We start from the raw sequence: 20,169 nt of genomic DNA, 5'->3' as shown, positions 1-20,169 counted from the left end.
TTATGCGGTATTAGCAGCCGTTTCCGGCTGTTATCCCCCTGTGTGGGGCAGGTTGCCCACGCGTTACTCACCCGTCCGCCACTCAGTCATGGCATCTTCCATTCCGAAAAATTTCCAACGCCATGCTTCGTTCGACTTGCATGTGTTAAGCACGCCGCCAGCGTTCATCCTGAGCCAGGATCAAACTCTCATCATAAGTTCGTTCCGGCCAGTCCTGCTTCTTCCTCTTTCCCGAGGCCTCCGCTCTTATCTGGCTTTCTTTACTGTTTTAGGTCGCATCTTTTTATCGAATGCTGTTCTTCTTGAATATCCGCCATCTTCCGATGGCTTCCTGTCTGTTCCCAGACAGAAACTCTCTGAATCTTTCAAGGTTATTTCACTGTTCAGTTATCAAGGTTCCCTCTGTCATCTCCCTCAGGCGACAACTTCTATATCTTAGCACATCTTCGCCTGTCTGTCAATGACTTTTTTCATCTTTTTTTATTTTTTTCTGACTGGCTTTCCGAAATGAAAACTTTTCAGAAAAAGCAACAATTCTCAGAAATGCAATCCCTTTTGCCTGTGCAAAAGGGATTGTCCAAAATATGGAACGGAGAAAGAGGGATTCGAACCCTCGCGCCGGTCACCCGACCTATACCCTTAGCAGGGGCACCTCTTCGGCCTCTTGAGTATTTCTCCGAACTGACATTTTTCGCTGTAAAATTGTCACCTGCGTCATAACGCATTGCCTATTCTACTAAATAAAATTACATTTGTCAAGGGTATTTTTGAATTTTTATTAAAAACATTTCAGACATTAAATTTGTCCATCAGGCCCACCATGGTTTCCACCTGTGCTTTCTGTTCCTGACTAACCGCCGCTGTTTCCTGAGAAGCAGCCGAATTACTGTCCACAATTTCAGCAATACGCATCACACTTTCATTAATCTGATGCATATTCCTCACATCACCGGTGAGAATCTCTGACATTTTTCCCATTTTTCCGGTGGCTTCTCTGGCTCCCACCATTACCTCATCCATGCTGACAACTGTTTCATCGGCAATGGCTATACCTCTGTCTACTGCCAGCACCGTCCTCTCAATCAGCTTATCTGTCTCACCTGCTGCTTTGGCAGATTCATCCGCCAGGTTTTTCACCTGGTCTGCCACAATGGCAAATCCTTTGCCGGCTTCTCCCGCCCGTGCAGCTTCTATGGCCGCATTTAAGGAAAGAAGATTCGTCTGAGAGGCAATATCTTCAATGGTACTGATAATTTTACCAATTTCTTCTGAACAACTGCTGATTTCACTGATGGCTTCCTTTAAATTCTGCATCTTTGTATTACCTGCTTCCAGTACCCGGCCCGCACGGGTGGAAATTTCCACAGTTTTTGCCGCCTCGGACGCACTGTTTTCCATACTCTGATACATATCGTTCATCAGGCCTACCAGATCAGAGACTTTTCCGGCCTGCTCCATACTTCCTTCTGCCAGATCCACTGCAGCACAGGACAACTGCTCGGAGCCGCTGTCAATCTGCATGGAAACTTCCCGAATGGTTCCCAGAGTTTCCCGCATTTTTTCACTGATTTTCAGGAAGGACTCTTTAATCTGACCGTATTCACCCACATATTCCTGATGAATCTCAAAATTATAATTGCCGTCTCCCATATTTTCCAGGATATCAGAAATTTCCCGGATCATACCTGTGATGCTTCCCTTCATATGTATAATGGCGCCGGCCATTCTTCCTACTTCGCTTTCATCTTCTTCTATTTCAAAATCCTCATGAAAATTTCCTTCTGCCAGTATCATCATCTGTTCTGATACTTTTATAATAGGAGATAACAGCTTCTCTCTGGAAAATTTCACAATTTTTACAATCTGAAAAATCAGGTACAGAAAAGACAGAGCAAATAAAATTTCTACCCCAACCTGAAAAACTCTCAGTTTTATTTTAGAATTATTTATCCGTGTCTGAATCTGTGTTATCACCGTATCTGTAAGATCGTTAATCTGTTCGGTGGTATTCCCGTATTCTTCTCCGAACACGTAATTTCTGGCAGACTCAATATCTCCCTTTCCTGCCGAAGCCATGGCTTCTTCTTCCAGCGGAACCAGACCGTCAGAAAACTCTGCAATCTGATTCATGGTTTTCCACTCTTTATCCGTAATATGATTTTTCTTCAGCCCTGCCCAGGCAATATCGCGGTTTTTATCTTCGTTCAGTTCCTTCATATAGGCATCATAATATTTCTGTGCCCCGGTAGAAGCATATGCCTGCACCGCATATGTCAGTGTCTTGGAGCCCAGGCGATACTGATTCAGATAAGTAGTCGTTTCAAGTTCTTCATCCGTTACTTTCCCCATCCATAAATTGGTTCCCAGGGAAAGTAAAAGCAACACTGCTCCCACTGCAACTGCTATAATCGACTGACTGACTATTTTCTTTAACTGATATGACTGACTGTTTTTTTCCATAACATTTCCTCTTTCCCTCTGTAAAGTTCAGGATTTCCTGAAAATCCCCTTACTTCCTGGTGAAACTCAGAAACTTCCACAATCATATATTACTTTATTATGGATAATACGTCAAGTTTAACTATACTTTTTCTCATATCCCTGATGTTTTTATATATTATGTATAAAAAAGAAAGCGCTATGCGCATAATTATTTTTATCTTACAGGAAAACACTTTCACGCTTTAGCGGGACAAGGTCTTTCCTATAAGATAAAAAAGAATCCTGCAATGCAGGATTTACTTTTTTTCATATTCTCCGGCTGCTGAATCGTAGAGATTGTTTCCTTCGCTGTCAATTACCACAATCACTGGAAAATTTTCCACTTCCAGCTTTAAAACAGCTTCTGCACCCAGATCTTCATAGCACACTGTTTCTGATTTTCGGATACATTTTGAAAGAAGGGCGCCTGCGCCACCCACTGCTGCAAAATAAACTCCATGGTTGCGCATAACAGCTTCTTTTACCTCCTGGGTACGTTTTCCTTTTCCAATCATGGCTTTCTGGCCCAAATCCAACAGGCGCGGGGCATATTTATCCATGCGGCTTGCTGTGGTAGGTCCCGCAGAACCAATCGGGCGTCCATCCCGTGCAGGAGAAGGCCCCATATAATAAACTGTTGCATTCTCAATGGGAAAAGGAAGGGCTTCTCTCAGTTTTCCTGCAAGCTCCTCCTGTTCTGGCTCTGTCAGATTCTGTCTGTTTCCGCCTGCGCCGGCCAGTTGTTCATAATACTCTTTTTCTGTCTGCTCCAACAGCTCCACCAGTCGTTTATGAGCGGCATCTCTGGCCACGTAGAGGGTTCCGCTGAGATAAACATAATCCCCGGCATGAAGATTGTCTGCGATTTCTGCGGTAACAGGCATTGTAATATACTGATCCATTTTTCTCACCAGGCTTTTGGAAAATATTTTCCGGCGCATTGCATGCTGCCCGCGCCTTAAAGCCAACCTTTCTGCATAATTGCTGCCTTTCGGCATTTACAGTTCCCGAACCACATGACGGTTCACATGGCAGCAGATATTAACTGCTACAGGAAGCCCCGCAATATGTGTGGGCCAGGTATTGATATTCACCGCAAAAGCTGTGGTGGTCCCTCCCAGCCCTCCCGGCCCGATTCCAAGACAGTTGATCTTTTCCAGAAGTTCTGTTTCCAGCTCTTTCACCCAGGGTACTTCTGAACACTCATTTACCGGCCTGGTAAGGGCTTTTTTGGCAAGAACCGCACATTTTTCAAAGGTTCCTCCTATTCCCACTCCTACTACCATGGGCGGACAGGCATTGGGCCCGGCGTCCTTTACCGCGGTCAGCACAGCGTCTTTTACTCCTTCAATACCATCTGCAGGCTTCAGCATGAAGACCCGGCTCATATTTTCGCTGCCAAACCCCTTTGGAGCCAGTGTAAGTTTTACTTTATCTCCCGCTGTAATCTGATAATGAATCACTGCCGGCGTATTATCTCCGGTATTTTCACGAATAATCGGATCCCCCACTACGGATTTTCTCAGAAATCCTTCCAGATATCCCTGGCGCACTCCTTCGTTGACAGCGTCTTCCAACAGCCCGCCTTCCACATGAACATCCTGCCCCAGTTCCACAAATACCACAGCCATACCCGTATCCTGACAGATGGGAATCATCTCTTCCCCGGCAATTTTCAGATTTTCCTGAAGCTGATTCAGAATTTTTCTGCCCAAAAGCGCCTGTTCCTGTTCTGCTGCCTGATTCAGCGCATCCTTCATATCACCGGAGAGATAATAATTGGCCTCTATGCACATTTCTCTGATATTAGTTGTAATTTCTTCGGCTGAAACTGTTCGAATCATGATGTTTCTCCTTCCAAATTAACGTGAACGGCATCTGTTTTTATAATACCGGATGCAGGCCAATCTGTAAATATTTTTCTGCGGCTTTTAATGCTCTGTATTTTGAAAAATGAAAGGTTCGAAAATTCATGTCTGCTGTGGAGCCCAGAATTTCCTGAAACCGCTGCTCCAGCCTGCATCTTCTGCATCCTGTATCATAATCCCTTTCGTATGCCTGACTGCAGTTTTCATGTTCAACCTGACACTGGCTCAGAGCTGGAACTGCGTCTGCAGACAGATGTGAAAGATAAACAATATCCCCGTAACTGATGGTTTCACCCATCCTGGATATATTATAAGAGGCAATCAGATGTTCCACTCTTCCGAAAGAAAAAATCAGATAACATACGGTAACAACCACTGTGCAGTACCGAAACAGCCTGAAATTTTCTTTTCGGATACTGACCATTACTCCTGCCATCAGAACCAGCAGTACCGCCAGAAACCAAAGTACAAGTATCCGCAGAAAACTCAGGTGATATACGGAAATATACAGCAGTATCCGGAATCCGCTGGAGACTGTCATAACACAGGTACAGCCGGAAAACACCATCAAAAGCAGATTCAGAAACCGGTTTCTCTGAAACACAGACAGACACACAAACACCAGTACCAGATTAAAAAAGCATACCAGCAGCAGCTGGAAAAATCCCTGATGTGCGTATTCTGCATAGGTATAGCCTTCCGGCAGCAGTTTTCCGCCAGTAAACAGAAACATCACCTGTATGATGCAAAAAACCAGATATACCGCTGTGACCATGGACAGAAACGTAATGGCTGTCACCGGATTTTTCTTTTTCTTTTCCTGTTTCCATTCCGGCATATTATTCAGAGTCAGAGCCGATAAAAAACAGTAAATTCCAAAAAATCCCAGAATAATCAGTATCAGTACCAGGCACAGATTCGGCGAAAACAAAATCTGGCCCCACAGATTATGGAACAGTTCTCCCACAAGCCGGGAAAATATCTGGTCTGCACTGCTCAAAAGCCCTGTTACTGCCAGAAGCATGGGAATTCCTATTATAATTCCAAGTAAAATGTATCTGCTATTCTTTCTTTTTTTCTCTGTTTTTCTGTTTCTTTCCAGATATGTTCCTCCATGTATAAAAGGGCTTGCAGCCTCCGGTATCATACAGAGATACAGAAACAGAATATTACAGAGATACTGTCCAAAGCTCCAGTTTTCATCCTGATAAAACTGACGTATCATAAATACGGTAATCAGAAGAAGAATACCCACCGTGTTGAAAAATATCACGAATTCATTTGCAGTGAAAACTGTGCTGACGCCCAGCAGAATACTTCCGCCCACATACCACCAGTTGGATTTCTGCCAGGGAATCTGATTTTTCCGCAAAAATAATATGCAGACTGCCAGAGTCACAGCTGTTATCAGGGGATAGGTAATTCCCATAAAATTCCGATAAAAAGCCACTGCAAAACACAGGCTGTAAATCAGAGCCAGCCCGGTAAAATAGGGGACATTTTCTTTCATAATCGGATTTACCGGTTTCACTTCCTGTACCAGGGCATGATTATCCATTACCGCTTCTTCCGGCTCAGCATGATTTACAGGCTTCTGTTCCTCTGCTGACAGCAGGTTTTCGGGTATGTTCTCCTGTTTTGACCTGTCATTGTATTCACTGCTCATCTTCGTCCCTCCATTCCAGAATATCACCTGGCTGACAGTCCAGGGCTCTGCAGATTTTATCCAGAGTATCCACTTTAATTGCTTTTGCTTTTCCATTTTTCAGAATTGAAATGTTTGCCATGGTAATTCCCACTTTCCCGGAAAGCTCTGTCACACTCATTTTCCGTCTGGCAAGCATTACGTCTATATTGATAATAATCGCCATGTATCCTCCCTTCCGGTTTCCACTGCCCGGTTCCTTTTCTTCTAAATTGTCAGTTCATTTTCTTTCTGAATATCCGCCGCTTTCTGTACCAGATGGGAAAGGACAGCCGCTGCCACCGCTACCGCAGTTCCGGCAAATTCTACCATAAGGGAAGCCAGAAAGATTCCCGGATGATTCATATTCAACAGCAGCAGCACCAGATTTGCCAGAAAAAAATATCCGCTGTCAGTCAGTGCCAGCCCGGAAATATATTTCAGATATCTGGCATTTTCCTCGGAAAAGGAATTGTCCCTGCCGATTTCCGTGGAAATTTTCCATCCAAAATACAAAATAAGAAAGCAGGGAACTGCTGAAATCCGGATAACTGTCAGCCAGGGGACATAACAGAAGGAAAATTCCGGATTCAGCCGAACCATCTCTTTCCCGAAAAGAGGAATCAGATAACCGTAAATTACTGCGCCGCATACACCAATTCCACCGATAATTCCTTTTAACCATTTGCTCAAATTTGTCTGAGTCATTCTGTTCCCTCCCTGTTCCTGTAAATTCTTTCTGTTTCCTGAAACGTTATTTTATAATCAGAATACAGGATAATTTTGAATATGTCAATATATTTTTATCGAATTACAATAAATTTATATTGTAATTTTATTTAAATCGGGGGGGACAAATCGGACAGGTCCGCTTCAGCTCCCCTGCCCCCTCACTCATGAGGGGCCTGGACGGTTTACTGCGCCATTTGCGGTACATCAGAGCATACGCAGTATGCTGGACGTATGGCGTTTTAGCACAATTGCGCAGCAATATTTTACCTCCTGTGCGAGTCCCCCCGCTTCGCTGGGGCAGACCCTGTACAAAAAGGCCTGATGGCACTCCGGGGGTATATGGACAATCACATAAAAATATGGTATGATTTTTACAACACTGAGTATGCATTTTAACAGCATTTAGAAAAGAAATGGGAGGTATATGCCAGGCTCCCATAACGAGGCATTTATATGGAAAATTACACCTTTCTTCAATCCATGGGCAGAGGCCGCCATCCGGAAGGGGCGGGCATTGCGGACAGTTCCTATTGCATTTTTTCTGCTCCTGTAAAAGAGCCGGTTCTGCATCAGCGTATTTTCGGAGATGAGACTTCTCTGACTCTGGAACTCAATTACGGGGAGGAAAATTTACTGAACGATCTCCGTCTCCGCCAGGAGGGTACAAATCTGGTTCTGGAGGAATCTTCTGAAGGCCTGTTTCAGACTTTTCTGGCAGATAAGAACATTAAATATGTGGGGCAGGCTTACATGTATGCTCTTCTGTTTAAAATTGCCAATCTGGCAGAACTGATTGAATACAGCCTGAAGGAAATGAGAGCTCTGGAAGATTCCCTGGACAATAGCATTGACAACAGCGGCACTTACCAGATTCTGGACTTCCGCCGCCGCTATACAGAATACGGTAATCAGATTATTGCCCTGAAAGAAATCATTGCCCGCATTGACAAAGGCTATTATCCCATTCAGATGCAGAACAGCTATGTACTTCAGGGGCAGGTAGCGTTGGATTTCCGGTTTTTAGAGGAACGCTATGAGTTAAACAAGAATACTATTATCAAGGATCTGGACACTTATACTTCTATCATCAACAACAACATCAACCGCAACACACGACTTCTTACACTGGTTTCTCTGGGGGCTGTGGCACTGAATTTCATGTTTGGAAGTCTGCTGGCTGTCAGTCCGGTTATTGGTATTGCAGGAGGTGTTCTGATTGGGGGTCTGACAGCGGGAGCTGCTGTTTATTATCGTTCTGACGGCAGCCGCCGTCTTACGTCTCATCATGACGGCCATATTCTTTCTGATTCTCTGGAAGACAAATCTGCTGATGGTTCTTATTCTCTGGAAGACCGGCAGAAAAATTCTGAAAGCCCGAAAGATCCTGATAAAGATTCTGCAGAATCTTAACCATCTCTTTTTCTCAGGAATATGATACAATTACCCCGGAAGTTAAATATACATTTAACCTCTGGAATAAACTGGCAGAAATGAAGGCCGGAAATCTTACAACGGATTTCCGGCCCTGTTTTTCGTTTTTATTATGATATTTTTATCCTTCTGACTGTCTGACAGTTCCTGGGGATGATATTATATTTTTCCAAATTTATTGGAAATAACTGTCCGCGGCCGGTCGGCGTCTTCTTCTGAATCCCAGGGAAGCACATCTCCCGGTTCCCGAAGATAATTGAGAACCTGCCAGATTCCTTCGCCCGTATAGGAACTGACACGGAATACCGGTCTGCAGCCGGCCATCTCAAGCCAGTGATGAGCCCGGTCCGGATTGCCGTCTTCCCGGTCAATCTGAGTGACAATCCCGATTACCGGGCGGTTACAGGCAGCTGCACAGCAGGGCGGATAGAGGGAATAGGGCTCTGCCGCATTCAGCAGAAGGCCTACCACATCCGCCTCATAGGAATACAGCGCCAGAGCACGGGCCAGTGTGGACGTTTCTGCATATTCTCCCGGTGTATCAATCACCACATCATAATGATTGATATACTGGGTTTTGTGATAAGAAATCACATCACCTTTCAGGGCCTGTGTCAGTGTGGTTTTTCCACATTCGCTGCGGCCCATTAAAATTATTTTTTTCATGTTCTTGTAATCTCACAGACTGTAAAGCCCAAACGATTTTTCAGATAGGCCAGAATATTGGAAACGGCAGACTGGACATTGGAAATTCGTCCTGTAAAAATCAGCGTTCCGCTAAAACGGTCGATAAAGCCAATCTCAATCGAAGAGGTTTTCAGTGCGATGTCGCCGGCAATTACGGATATTTCAGATGGACACATACTTAAAATTCCAATTGCCGACTGCTTATAATCCAGCTCCGGGTTCAAGCCCAGCTTCTGGTAGATAATTTCGCCAGGACTGGCAATAATATGTGCCAGTGTGACCTGTTTACCGGGAACTGTTTCCTGAATAATACGCAGCTTGCCCTCCGCAGACGCGCCAATATCCAAAAGATTCATATCCATTGCCAACTCACTCCTTTTCTTTCATCTTCCGGTAACCGGATGGATTACCCTGGAAAACATAACGCCATATTACTGTATCATATCAGTTTTTCAAGCAGGCCTTTATGGGGCGAAGGAATGACACAGCTGCTGGTGATATCGCCTGCATCCGCCAGCTGAGTGACACAGGAATTCAGCGCCGATTTTACAGCAGAAATCTCACCTGTAAAAATCAGATATCCTTTTCCTCCCAGACCTCTGGCTACCCGAACTTCCATAAGGGTAATGTTGGATGCTTTTGCAGCAATATCTGCCGCCCGTACTGCAGTCAGTGCTGACATTGTTTCCAGCATCCCCAGGGCTGTCACATGTTCTACATCAACTGTGCCCACCAGAGCTGACGGTACAGATGCATGGACATTATTGATGATATGATGGCAGATAAGGAAAGTCCCCGCAATCTGCCTGCCCTTTTCCATAGAGCTCTTTACCGCCCCTACCTGTCCGCTGATAATAATAATATATTTTCCAGGGCAGATAGCAGTAGCCACCAACAGCTCCACGTCCGCAGCCTTAAGCATTTCATCTGCAGACTGTACGCCTGCAGGAATGCTTTTCAGCTCCAATAATCCAATTGACTTTCCCATACGCATATCCTTTCTCACCTGCTGTCAGCCTCACAGACTGACAGCAAAATCTATCTCTTACGCCTGAATCACAATACTGTCATTGCTGACATCCGTTACCGTACCCGATATGCTGGCATGAAGATTTGCTCCCAGCTTACCTTCCGGAATACGGGCAATCAAATCACCTTTTTCCACTTTGCTTCCTGCCTGTACCACCGGCTCTGCCGGCGCACCTACGTTCTGACGAAGAGGCAGCGTAACTTTTCCGAAAACAGGCGCTGCAGTTTCATCCATGGGTGCATCCACATCATAAGATGAAAGTCCGAGCTGATGGATGAGCTTGTGAACCGGATATCGTTTGTACTCCCGGAAAGGTGCGCCCCGGTCCGGCTTGTTGTTCAGCGTGTTGCGGATACCCTGTTTACCCAGAATGTCTTTAAGATTGCCGTTCAGCTTCCAGGGCTGAAGTCCCATTACACAGGCGTACTCGCACAGACGGCAGCCACAACAGAGATAAGCGTTCATAGGAGTCTGGGCCGGATCGCACATACTTCCATAGGCCGCAATCCGCATCAGCTTATGGGGCTGAATACGATGTCCCAGCAGTCCTCTTGGACAGACTTCGGAGCAAAGGGAACACTGCATGCATGCAGTTGCCGCCTGCCGCAGTGAAACACCCAGCGGACGCTCCAGGCTGTTCAGAAGAGGATGGCCTGCCGGAACCACAATCAGTCCTTTTGTGGTCTTTGTGATTGCACTTTCCGGTAAAACAATACGTCCCATCATGGGTCCGCCGTTTACAACGCGGTAATCTTCCACAACAGGTCCTCCTGCCAGTTCCAGGGCTTCTGCCACGGTAATACCCAACGGAACCCTGACGGTTTTTGGTGTACGGACAGCACCTGTCAGAGTCACATATTTTTCAGTAACCGGGTGGCCGTCCACAGCATCCAGCACATTCAGGGCAGTTTCCACGTTAGTTACCACAACGCCCACATTTATGGGAATTCCTCCTTCAGGTACCACTCTCCCCGTAACCTCGTAAACAATAACCTGTTCATCACCTGCCGGGTAAAAAGCTCCCAGCAGATGAAGCCGCAGTTTCGGATAATCTGCCAGTTCACGCTGCAATGCTTCAGCTGCAGTATGATAATGCTCCTTCAACGCAACAACGCCTTCTTCTGCCCCCAAATGTGCAACAATCCTGTCTAAAGCAGCCAGCAGTCTTTTTGCCTGGCCTGCCATAAGCTGCTGATCTACCCGCAGGAGCGGCTCACACTCAGCCCCGTTGATAATTACGGTATCCGCTTTGGCATTCAGCTTTACATGGGTGGGGAACCCTGCGCCTCCTGCACCGACAATACCGGCGCTTTCCACCAAAGCTGTTAAATTTTCCTGCATAGGAGCACCTCCCTAATCAGCGCACATCCATTCCTCCGACCAGTACGCATCTGCGCCTCCGGGCAAAGGATTTGGCTGAAGTAAGTCCCTCTCCGGTAGGTCCGGCAATGGTAAATGTTGTATAACCTTCACCGCCCACGCCGATTCCGGCATAAGAAGGGCCGTTTTTAACAAAAATTGTTGTCTGGATAAGTTTTGCCATTTTCGTCAGCTTATCCACGTTGCGGGAATGCATCATGGCTGTATGGCGATTGCCATGTTCCACACGGACAGCCATTTCAATACCGGCATCCACATCCGGTACCCGCACAATGGGCAGAATGGGCATCATCAGCTCTACCTGTACGAAAGGATGATCCTCTCCGGTCTGAGCTATGATAACTCTCACATCGTCATCTACATGAACACCCGCCTGCTCCAGAATATATTTTGCGCTCTTGCCCACGAAAGACGTCACCGGACTCTTTCCGTTCTCCTGAACCACCAGTTTGACAATCCTGTCGATAATTTCCGGATCTTTCACTTCATAAGCGCCGTTTTTCTTCATGTTGAAAATCAGATAATCTGCCGCAGAGTCCACTACAATGACTTCTTTTTCTGCGATACAGGGCAGATTGTTATCGAAACAGCAGCCATCAATAATATCTTTTCCTGCTTTCTCAATGTTGGCAGTCTCATCCACCACTACGGGAGGATTACCTGCGCCTGCACCGATAGCCTTTTTACCACTGGAAAGTACAGTTTTTACAATACCAGGACCACCCGTTGCCACCAGCATCCGCACCATGGGATGGCTCATCATGGCATTTGTATTCTCAATGGAAGGCTGTGATACGGTAACCACAAGATTGGCCGGCGCGCCAGCTTCAGCCAGTGCACGGTTAATCAGCCGAATCAGATGCAGGGAAACATTTTTTGCCCTTGGATGGGGGCTGAATACCACGCTGTTTCCTGCCGCCAGCATTCCGATGGAATTACAGATAATTGTCTCGGTGGGGTTTGTGGTGGGTGTAATTGCCCCAATTACCCCAAAGGGAGAATACTCTACCAACGTAAGACCATCATCGCCTGACATGGCATCTGTGGTCAGATCTTCTGTTCCCGGCGTTTTTGTAGCTGCAAGCCGGTTTTTAATTAATTTATGCTCATAATTCCCCATTCCGGTCTCTTCTGCAGACTGGCGGGAAATATATTCCAGATTTTCCTGCTTAAGCACCACATCGCGGATAGCCTGTACATAAGCCGCTCTGTCATGCATTGTGCAGTTTATGTATTTCTTCTGCGCAGCAGCAGCAGCCTCTACCGCGTCATTCATGCTTTCAAAGATGCCCCAGTTTCCGCCGCCTGCTTCTGCAGCCGGACTGGAAACGTCATCCAGTCGTCCTAAGACCGCATTTACTATGCTCGCTACTACGCGTTCATCAATATTCATTGCTTTCCCTCCTTAAACAGACATTGCATAACGTGCAATCTCCATATCCTGCTCTACCGTTCCGCCGGATACACCGATACCTCCCACAACCTGACCGTCCACTATATAGGGGAAACCTCCTCCAAACAGGATAATTTTCCCGGGTGCGGCATTTTCAATCCCGTAGAGGGGGCCGTCAGGCCTTGCCGCCTGTCCCAGTTCGTGGGTAGGCATATGAAAAGCATTTGCAGTATACGCTTTGCCGGCTGACACTTCCACGCTGCCCGGCAGCGCACCTTCCATCCGTTCAAGCAGCAGCAGGTTTCCTCCGTTATCAACAGCGGAAAAAACCACCGGAACGCCAAGCATCCGTGATTTTTCTCTGGCTCTCTCTGCCATACGTTCAAGAACCTCCAGAGAAACAGGAGGAAGACTGCCCGTATACTTTGCCAGTACATCTTTCACCACATCAGCCACTTTTTCTTTCATCTGCATCCGGCTCACCGTCTCTTCCTGAAGACGGGCCATGGCGTAAACAGCATCGGATAAACGGTTGACGTAGCGCATCAGTACCTCACGCACGGGGGAGCTTCCTGACAGTTCCACCATACGCCGCTCTGCGCGCCGCACAATGGTCCGGGCCACATGGAGGGCAGATGATGCCGTATCCACACCGGGAATCACAAAATGTGTCATTTTCCCGGTAGTCTCCGTACATGTATCTACCACATGTTCCAGAAAAGCCACATCCTCTTCTGAAATTACCTCTTTCAGTCCGGAAGCTCCTTTTCCGTCGCTGGCCAGTTCTGCTCCCAGGGAAAACAGTCTTCCCTGAATTGTGTATATGGTGGTCCGGATATACTCCTGGTCTGTATTGGAACGGGCCAGACCCAGCATGGAATTTGCCTCATCTATGGTGCCGTAACACTCAACCTGAAGATCAGATTTGCTGACCCTGGATCCGCCTACCAGACTGGTCTGACCTTTATCTCCGGTCTTCGTATACAAATTCGCCATCAGCTCACCTCCACAGAGTCTACGATACCCACGATGGATGTATCCACCGGAGCCGATCCATCACCAAAAACATAACGGGCTGAACTGCCCTTACAAACAATTACAATTTCTCCGGTACCAGCTCCTACGGAATCCACAGCAATTTCAGTTGAGCCTTCCCGTTCCAGACGTTCCGTAAGTTTTTCAACCATCAACAGCTTCATGCCTATCAGATTCTCGTTTTTACTGGTAGAAACTACAGTTCCAATTACTCTTCCCAGATACATTATTCCACCTGCCTCATGATTCAATCTCTATACGGATGCCCCTTCTGCGGGCTTCATCCGACGCCAGCTGGGTGATGATTGTCCGTTTTGGAACGACGATTACAGCATGATCCGGACAGGACTTTATGTGATTTACACTAAACACACGTCCTTCTAACGCCGCCCGGAACTTTCCTGCGTTCATCCCCGCCTTTGTCCTGTTTTCTGCCTGCATGTTCGGCGCCGGCTTTCCGGCAGCAGGAACGGGAACAAAACTCATGACAGCTTTCTGAGCTGTCTCCCGCAAATGCTCCGAAGTTGTCAGCAATGCGCCAAAATTCTTCAGGGCATCTCTGTTCTCCCGCATCTTTTCTTTGAGGGCTTCTGTCATGCGGAATCCCCGCCGCACACGTTCCGGGTTATCGGGACAGCAGCCGTCTGCAGCCACTATCACATTTTTCCCGCGCATCAGCCCATCCAGAATAATAGCGGCGGCCGGGGTATCCGCCATACATGCAGCCACATGGGCTGCGGTGTTCACCGTCATAGCAGGAACCAGGATCGTATCATATCGGGCAGTCAGAGCCTCCGGCGAATCTCCGGGTTTTTCCACCCAGAATTCCTCCGGTTCCAGAGCGGAGCAGATTGCCGAAGTATCCAGTATTTCGGCTGCACTTCTCGTCAGCAGTACACGGTAGGTAAAGCCTTCCTCCAGGCGCAGCTTCCGCAGACTCTCCAGACCAGGTTCCAGGCCCATATTTGATCCGGTATAGACTACCAGCGCCTGTTTCTGGCGTTCCACAAGTTTTTGTATCACCCGTTCTGCAAGCACCTGGGTTACAATTTCATGGACACGTTGTTCCTGCTCAGTCAACGTCCTCACCCCCTTATCTGGTACAGTTCATGGCAATACCAAGAGGTGTGACCAGCAGCGGCGCCGCCGGTTTCACCACAGGTGTGCCGAGATATTTTTCAAAAACTTCCTCAAACTGAGTAAAGCAGCATGCGCCGCCTGCTACATAGACCGTATCCACAGGATACTTTTCCAGACTCCGTTTGACGATTGCGGCCATTTTTTCCACTACCGGTTTTATTACGGGAAATACGTTTGCCTCCTGAGCTTTGTCACGTTTCATCAGCTCAGCTTCCTGAGTGCTGCATCCGTAAAATCCTGCCAGCACCAGAGTCATGTGAGTGCCTCCCGTAGGCTCATCTGTTGTATAAATGACTTTCCCATTCTCCAGGATGCTGATTCCCGTAGTTCCGCCTCCCACATCCACCACTGCACCGTCCGTAATACCCAGCACAGCTGCGGCTGCCGTAGGCTCATCTACAATTTCAGTCAGCCGAAATCCGGCTGACTCTACCACATTGCCAATGGCTTTTACATTACCTTCCAGAATTCCCGGCGGAATTGCACAGGAGCCTGCATCCAGTGTCTCACCCAGCAGCTCCTCCAGCTGACCTTTCAGTCTGGTCACAGCCTGGACAGCTCCCACATAATCCACTACAATACCGTCCCGAACTACAGTTGATGGGAAAGTGGCACCCGCCACCGGCCGGTTTTCCTCGTCCACAACTGCCAGTACAATATTCGCAGTGCCCAGGTCCACGCCGGTACGCAGAGTGCCCTTCCATTCTTTTTTCTCGCCGTTTTCTATCAGATTCTCAAATTCAAGCAGTGTCTCATTGCACTGCGTTATATCGCAACCCATATGCACTTCCTCCACTGCCTTTAATCCGGAAGAATATATGCCCGGTCACCGTTTTTCACTCCCAGGGCATTGGCCTCCTCCACGTCAATGTGCATTTCAGGGGCAAATTTGTCAGACACGCGAATCAATACATTATTCAGCACTGCGCCGCGCAGACCGCCTATTTCCGCCCGAACAATCTGTTTGTCGTGTACTCCCATACGTTCCGCAGTCGCAGGATCAAGATGGACATGACGAAGAGCGGCGATAACGCCTCTCTTCATCTCCACTTCTCCACATGGGCCGACTACTTTTACGCCCGGTGTCCCCTCAAGCTGTCCGGATTCCCGGACAGGAGGGTGTACACCAAGGGCAAAACCGTCGCCGATGGAAATTTCCACCTGAGATTCTCCGCGCAGAGGGCCAAGTACACGCATACGCTTCAATTCACCTTTTGAACCCTGGCTGGTCACTGTCTCTGCAGCAGCGTACTGACCCGGCTGTCCCAGTTCTTTTACCTGCGTCAGATCACTGCCTTCTCCAAACAGTGTATTCATATCCGTCCGGTTCAGATGAATATGGCGGTTAGAAACGCCGATGGGAACAGAGCGCTCCCATTTGCACAGTTCCTCCACCACAAGCCGCACTAAAAGGCGCAGGAATTCTTCCTGTGCGTATTGGCTTTTCTCCACGGCTTATCCCTCCTCTCAAAGATCCTTCGGAAGGATTCTTTCCACATCTGTATTCGGACGCGGAATAACGTGCTGTGATACAATCTCGCCTACTTTTTCAGCGGCAGCAGCACCTGCATCCACAGACGCTTTTACTGCGCCCACGTCGCCGCGAACCATAACGGTCACAAGACCTGAACCAATCTTTTCATAACCAATCAGCGTTACATTTGCTGACTTTGTCATGGCGTCGGCTGCTTCAATGGCTCCAACAAGACCTTTTGTTTCAATCATGCCAAGAGCTTCACCCATAACGATAACCTCCAATCTGTCTTATTCTGTCGTCTCCTGTTTGCTGCCTCGTTTTCCTCCCTTACGCCCTTTCTGGGCTGCCTTTCTGGTCGGTTTCGGAACTACAGGTTCCTGAGGTTCCGGGGAATCTTCTGTTTCAGAATTTTCTGCGTCCTGAGGTTTCTCCTCCGGTGCGTCTGTGCTCTCCGGCTCTGATTCCTCAGTATTTTCCGCAGGCGCTTCCTGCTCTGACTTTTCTTCCGGTGCGTCTGCACTCTCCGGCTCTGATTCCTCAGTATTTTCCGCAGGCGCTTCCTGCTCTGACTTTTCTTCCGGCATTTCTGTGCTTTCCGGCTTAAATTCCTCAATATTCTCCACAGGTGCATCCTGTACAGGAGTTTCTTCCGGCTCTTTTATTTCTTCTGCCTGATCCGGCACCGGGACTGACTGCTCTGTCTCCTGTTCCTCCGGCTCCTTCGGCAGTTCTTCTTTCACCTTCTTTGAGCCCTTTGGCGGTTTGGGAGGCTTCGGCATATCCGGCCCCTCTGGCCTCTGTGCACCCCCGACCGTATCCGGACTGTATACCAGCATATCAAGTCCGGCAGAGGGACGGGGAATCACACGCGTACTTATTACCTGATTTATTTTAGCGGCTGCCATCCGGGCTGCGTCTACTGCAGCTTTCACTGCACCCACATCACCCTGAACCTTAATGGTCGTCCAGCCTCCGCCTTTTGTCAGCTCATAACCAATCAGCTCCACATTAGCTGATTTCACTGCTGCATCTGCCGCTTCAATACCGGCAGCCAGCCCCTGTGTTTCTATGAGCCCCAAACTTTTCTTCATGCCCTCACCTCCCTTCCAAAGGCTTTAACGGTAACTTCTTTACCAACCGTGCTGCATTTGCTCCCAGGATGCGTACCTGTCCCGCAGATCGAACCGGAATCCTGAACAGCGGCTGGCCGAAATCAAATTTGGATACATGCAGAACTGCATCCTGTCCATCCATTCCGACACCCACGCCCAGACGGGAGGCCTGTGCACCTTCCCATGCCATTGAAAGAGCATCCCCTTCCATTTTCGTCCAGGTTTCACAGGGAATGCCTTCTTCCTCCATTCCATAGAGTAACTGCCAGAAAGCCTTTTCCGGAACATCCGGACTGCACAGCACATGAACGGTAGGTTTTGTCATTGCTATCTGGGAAGCATTCATACAGGCTCCCCCCTCTCCGTCAGGGAAAGTACCAGCCCCGTTGCCACCGCGTTACGGGGGCCTTCTGTCCCACGGATATTACCGCGGCCTGCCACAACCTTATACTGTGACAGGGCATCTGTAACCATTTGCGGCACTTCAAAATCCAATGCAGAACCACCCACCAGTACAACAAACTGAATGTCACGCACATTACCGGTAGGACTGACTCTTGCCAGTGCACGCAGAGCATTTGTTACAAATACCTTTTGTTTGGCCTGGCGGCGAATAAGCCGGATTTTCTCCATGGACCAGTCGCCTTCCAGCGGAATCATCTTACCTTCTTTCAGGATAATTGTCCTGGCAAAAATATCAGGGCTCAACGGTTCCGTAAAGAACTCAACTGTTCCGTTTTCATGCCGGATATGGAAAAAACTTTCCACTTTGGCCAGAGGGTATTTTTTTACATCCTCAGCGGTATCAAAACTGTCCAGTCCCATCTCCGACTGAATCAGAAGTGTTACCATGTTACCTGCGCCTGCCAGATGGATGGAGTGGATTTCTCCTTCTCGATTGATAATTGATGCATCGGTTGAACCTGCACCCATATCCAGAATTGCCAGAGGTTTGTTGGTACCCGGCGTTGTCAGAGCCCCGCGGATAGCCATATCGGCTTCCACGCCTCCAACCTTGACCGGAATGTTAATCTGCTCTGAAAATTCTCTGGCGATTGCCTCCATCTGGAGACGATCCGCCTTAACCATAGCGGCAATACCCACAGCGTTTTCCTGTGAAAACTCATTGGCCAGGCCGCCCTGGACTTTCTGAGGTGTAAATGTATCTACTGCCAGCAAATCCTGAATGTGGATATCCTTTGGATGCTGCTTTGTGAGGTTCGCCATAACCTGACGGACTTTTTCAAGCATGCCGCCTGCGTTCGTTCCCGGTTCTCCCCGGACATCTTCCAGGGCAGGAAGGGATTCCACAGCCTGCATGATTTTTTCGCCTCCTGCATCCACATCCACTTTTACCGTCCGATTCTGACCGTAGAATTCAATGAGGCCTGCCGGGATTTTCCGCTCTCTGACATCACCTGCAGGAGTTTTAATTACCACAGCAGAACGGTTTCCGATTAATGCACGGGCTATGGGAACCACCTGCTGCGTCTCTTCCGAAGACAATCCAAAAAGCGTTGCAATCCCATATGGATTGGAGAGTACCTCCACCACACCGCCCACACCGGAGACTTCCACTGCAGAGCGCATACCCAGGGGAACTTTATCCACCAGAGCCACTTCATCTACAATAGGTATCTTACGGTGCAGACGATTGTGAATCAGCACGCCGTCATCCCGCTGAACAATAGCTGCGGTTACCTGCCGTGTTCCCACAGAGCCTTCGTTAATCAGCCTTGCGGCATCCTCAAAGTCCACACTGGCAGGCACTACCACGATATAATCTTTCCCGCCTGGCGCAGAAGCAAGCTGAGTAAGCAGGATGGTCTCCCCCACACCGACGCCCATACCGCCGGGTGTGGAGGGATTATGTCCAATCATGGTAGATTCTGTAATAATGGTCTCTGTGATGGTTTCCATAGCTACGTCACCGATAACCGGAGCTGCTTCGTTCAGACATACCTCCGAGAGCTCTGTTATCTCAACGCCAGCCTTTTCCATGGCGCTGGTCAGGGAATGGACGACGCCATTGATGTTCTGCCGGGTTCCCTTGATACCTGTTGTGGGTACTGTGCCGCTGGCCAGAAACTCCGTCCGATTTCCGTCAATCCTTGCCAGAGCCGTTTCTGTTGTCGCATTACCAATATCAATGCCTGCAACAATTTTCATAGTGGAACCTCCCAACTTTGCAGAATCTCAGAATTTCTTTAATCTGCCGCGCTGTTCGTAAACATCAGCAGCCTCGCGAACGAGAGAAGCCGCTGTTTTTGCACCATATTTCTGGTCCAGCTCGTTGGCGATATCAATCAAATCCTGTTTACTTGAACGATAAGGACGTAATGCATTATAAATCTCCAGCAGACGGTCATCCGGTACAGCAATCAGTTCAGCCGCGCGACGCAGATTTCCTGCAAATGCTTCGCGGTTTACGGATTCTGCCACCTGTGCCTGCATTTCAAGAGTTTCCGGGGAAATACGCATATCATCTGCTGTAACTTCACCGGAAATTACCTTATCATAACTCAGGGAAGTGAAAGGTTTGCCAGTAGGCGTTTTGATTTTATCGGCCATATTTTCAGCCAGAGGGTAATTCTCAGATGTAATTTTGCCGCCGGCAGAGGCAGCAGGAGCTGATGGGGACCCACCGTTGTTCATGGCCTGCATAACCTGTTCTACAATCTGTTTCATTAAGAGTTCCTGATCCATGATTATGCCTCCT

Annotated in this window: 23 protein-coding genes and 1 tRNA gene; 2 read left to right on the top strand and 22 right to left on the bottom strand. The window is 48.1% G+C overall.

The window, feature by feature from the left end; all coding sequences use genetic code 11:
• A partial coding sequence (locus C805_RS26875; protein WP_016216583.1) for a hypothetical protein occupies window positions 1-439 on the top strand: 439 nt, incomplete at its 5' end.
• A 151-nt stretch (window positions 440-590) separates the two neighbouring features.
• Here C805_RS26875 and C805_RS23680 read toward each other — a convergent pair.
• The 7 genes from C805_RS23680 to C805_RS23650 form a co-directional block, all read right to left on the bottom strand.
• Window positions 591-678, bottom strand: a tRNA-Ser gene (locus C805_RS23680).
• Window positions 679-789: 111 nt separating this feature from the next.
• Window positions 790-2,460, bottom strand: coding sequence for a methyl-accepting chemotaxis protein (locus tag C805_RS23675; RefSeq protein WP_016216582.1), 1,671 nt, complete (start codon window positions 2,458-2,460; stop codon window positions 790-792).
• Window positions 2,461-2,738: 278 nt separating this feature from the next.
• Complete coding sequence (locus tag C805_RS23670) at window positions 2,739-3,383, bottom strand: fumarate hydratase C-terminal domain-containing protein (RefSeq protein ID WP_031201776.1); 645 nt, start codon at window positions 3,381-3,383, stop codon at window positions 2,739-2,741.
• 96 nt (window positions 3,384-3,479) lie between these two features.
• Window positions 3,480-4,325, bottom strand: a complete 846-nt coding sequence (locus C805_RS23665; RefSeq protein ID WP_016216580.1) for a fumarate hydratase — start codon at window positions 4,323-4,325, stop codon at window positions 3,480-3,482.
• A gap of 40 nt (window positions 4,326-4,365) precedes the next feature.
• A complete protein-coding gene (locus tag C805_RS23660; RefSeq protein WP_016216579.1) occupies window positions 4,366-6,015 on the bottom strand; it encodes a DUF4153 domain-containing protein in 1,650 nt (549 codons plus the stop codon).
• Window positions 6,005-6,220: a helix-turn-helix domain-containing protein gene (locus tag C805_RS23655; protein ID WP_016216578.1), complete on the bottom strand. Its 216-nt coding sequence runs from the start codon at window positions 6,218-6,220 to the stop codon at window positions 6,005-6,007. Before C805_RS23655 ends, C805_RS23660 begins: the two co-directional genes overlap by 11 nt.
• A 41-nt stretch (window positions 6,221-6,261) precedes the next feature.
• Window positions 6,262-6,741, bottom strand: a complete 480-nt coding sequence (locus tag C805_RS23650; RefSeq protein ID WP_016216577.1) for a DUF2975 domain-containing protein — start codon at window positions 6,739-6,741, stop codon at window positions 6,262-6,264.
• Between the two features lie 477 nt (window positions 6,742-7,218).
• Here C805_RS23650 and C805_RS23645 point away from each other — a divergent pair, with 477 nt between their 5' ends.
• Window positions 7,219-8,175 (top strand): CorA family divalent cation transporter, encoded by a 957-nt coding sequence (locus tag C805_RS23645; RefSeq protein WP_016216576.1) that lies wholly within the window; start codon window positions 7,219-7,221, stop codon window positions 8,173-8,175.
• 180 nt (window positions 8,176-8,355) lie between these two features.
• On the opposite strand, the gene C805_RS23640 is transcribed toward C805_RS23645, so the two are convergent.
• The 15 genes from C805_RS23640 to C805_RS23570 form a co-directional block, all read right to left on the bottom strand.
• The gene (locus tag C805_RS23640) at window positions 8,356-8,862 is read right to left on the bottom strand and encodes a EutP/PduV family microcompartment system protein (protein ID WP_016216575.1); all 507 of its coding nucleotides are present in this window, start codon (window positions 8,860-8,862) and stop codon (window positions 8,356-8,358) included.
• On the bottom strand, window positions 8,859-9,239 hold the full coding sequence (locus C805_RS23635) for a BMC domain-containing protein (protein WP_155957681.1): 381 nt from the start codon (window positions 9,237-9,239) through the stop codon (window positions 8,859-8,861). The genes C805_RS23640 and C805_RS23635 overlap by 4 nt, the downstream gene beginning before the upstream one ends.
• 83 nt (window positions 9,240-9,322) lie before the next feature.
• Window positions 9,323-9,871 (bottom strand): BMC domain-containing protein, encoded by a 549-nt coding sequence (locus C805_RS23630; RefSeq protein ID WP_016216573.1) that lies wholly within the window; start codon window positions 9,869-9,871, stop codon window positions 9,323-9,325.
• A 57-nt stretch (window positions 9,872-9,928) separates the two neighbouring features.
• Window positions 9,929-11,254, bottom strand: coding sequence for an SLBB domain-containing protein (locus tag C805_RS23625; protein WP_016216572.1), 1,326 nt, complete (start codon window positions 11,252-11,254; stop codon window positions 9,929-9,931).
• A gap of 16 nt (window positions 11,255-11,270) precedes the next feature.
• Window positions 11,271-12,686: an aldehyde dehydrogenase family protein gene (locus C805_RS23620; RefSeq protein WP_016216571.1), complete on the bottom strand. Its 1,416-nt coding sequence runs from the start codon at window positions 12,684-12,686 to the stop codon at window positions 11,271-11,273.
• A 12-nt stretch (window positions 12,687-12,698) separates the two neighbouring features.
• A complete protein-coding gene (locus C805_RS23615) occupies window positions 12,699-13,682 on the bottom strand; it encodes a cob(I)yrinic acid a,c-diamide adenosyltransferase (RefSeq protein ID WP_016216570.1) in 984 nt (327 codons plus the stop codon).
• On the bottom strand, window positions 13,682-13,948 hold the full coding sequence (locus tag C805_RS23610) for a EutN/CcmL family microcompartment protein (protein WP_016216569.1): 267 nt from the start codon (window positions 13,946-13,948) through the stop codon (window positions 13,682-13,684). Before C805_RS23610 ends, C805_RS23615 begins: the two co-directional genes overlap by 1 nt.
• A 13-nt stretch (window positions 13,949-13,961) precedes the next feature.
• Window positions 13,962-14,810, bottom strand: coding sequence for a flavoprotein (locus C805_RS23605; RefSeq protein ID WP_242832711.1), 849 nt, complete (start codon window positions 14,808-14,810; stop codon window positions 13,962-13,964).
• 4 nt (window positions 14,811-14,814) lie between these two features.
• Window positions 14,815-15,642: an ethanolamine utilization protein EutJ gene (eutJ, locus tag C805_RS23600; RefSeq protein WP_016216567.1), complete on the bottom strand. Its 828-nt coding sequence runs from the start codon at window positions 15,640-15,642 to the stop codon at window positions 14,815-14,817.
• A 20-nt stretch (window positions 15,643-15,662) separates the two neighbouring features.
• Window positions 15,663-16,313 (bottom strand): phosphate propanoyltransferase, encoded by a 651-nt coding sequence (pduL, locus tag C805_RS23595; protein WP_016216566.1) that lies wholly within the window; start codon window positions 16,311-16,313, stop codon window positions 15,663-15,665.
• A gap of 15 nt (window positions 16,314-16,328) precedes the next feature.
• Complete coding sequence (locus tag C805_RS23590) at window positions 16,329-16,604, bottom strand: BMC domain-containing protein (RefSeq protein ID WP_016216565.1); 276 nt, start codon at window positions 16,602-16,604, stop codon at window positions 16,329-16,331.
• A gap of 21 nt (window positions 16,605-16,625) precedes the next feature.
• On the bottom strand, window positions 16,626-17,429 hold the full coding sequence (locus tag C805_RS27430; RefSeq protein WP_016216564.1) for a BMC domain-containing protein: 804 nt from the start codon (window positions 17,427-17,429) through the stop codon (window positions 16,626-16,628).
• Window positions 17,430-17,433: 4 nt separating this feature from the next.
• On the bottom strand, window positions 17,434-17,796 hold the full coding sequence (locus C805_RS23580) for a glycerol dehydratase reactivase beta/small subunit family protein (RefSeq protein ID WP_016216563.1): 363 nt from the start codon (window positions 17,794-17,796) through the stop codon (window positions 17,434-17,436).
• Window positions 17,793-19,619 (bottom strand): diol dehydratase reactivase subunit alpha, encoded by a 1,827-nt coding sequence (locus C805_RS23575; protein ID WP_016216562.1) that lies wholly within the window; start codon window positions 19,617-19,619, stop codon window positions 17,793-17,795. Before C805_RS23575 ends, C805_RS23580 begins: the two co-directional genes overlap by 4 nt.
• A 27-nt stretch (window positions 19,620-19,646) precedes the next feature.
• Window positions 19,647-20,156, bottom strand: coding sequence for a diol dehydratase small subunit (locus tag C805_RS23570; RefSeq protein ID WP_016216561.1), 510 nt, complete (start codon window positions 20,154-20,156; stop codon window positions 19,647-19,649).
• Between the last annotated feature and the right edge of the window lie 13 nt (window positions 20,157-20,169).

This window comes from Eubacterium sp. 14-2, from assembly GCF_000403845.2.
In the GTDB taxonomy this organism is placed as follows: domain Bacteria; phylum Bacillota; class Clostridia; order Lachnospirales; family Lachnospiraceae; genus Petralouisia.
The sequence above is the reverse complement of the archived record's forward strand: the minus strand, read 5'-3'. Positions and strand labels throughout refer to the sequence as shown.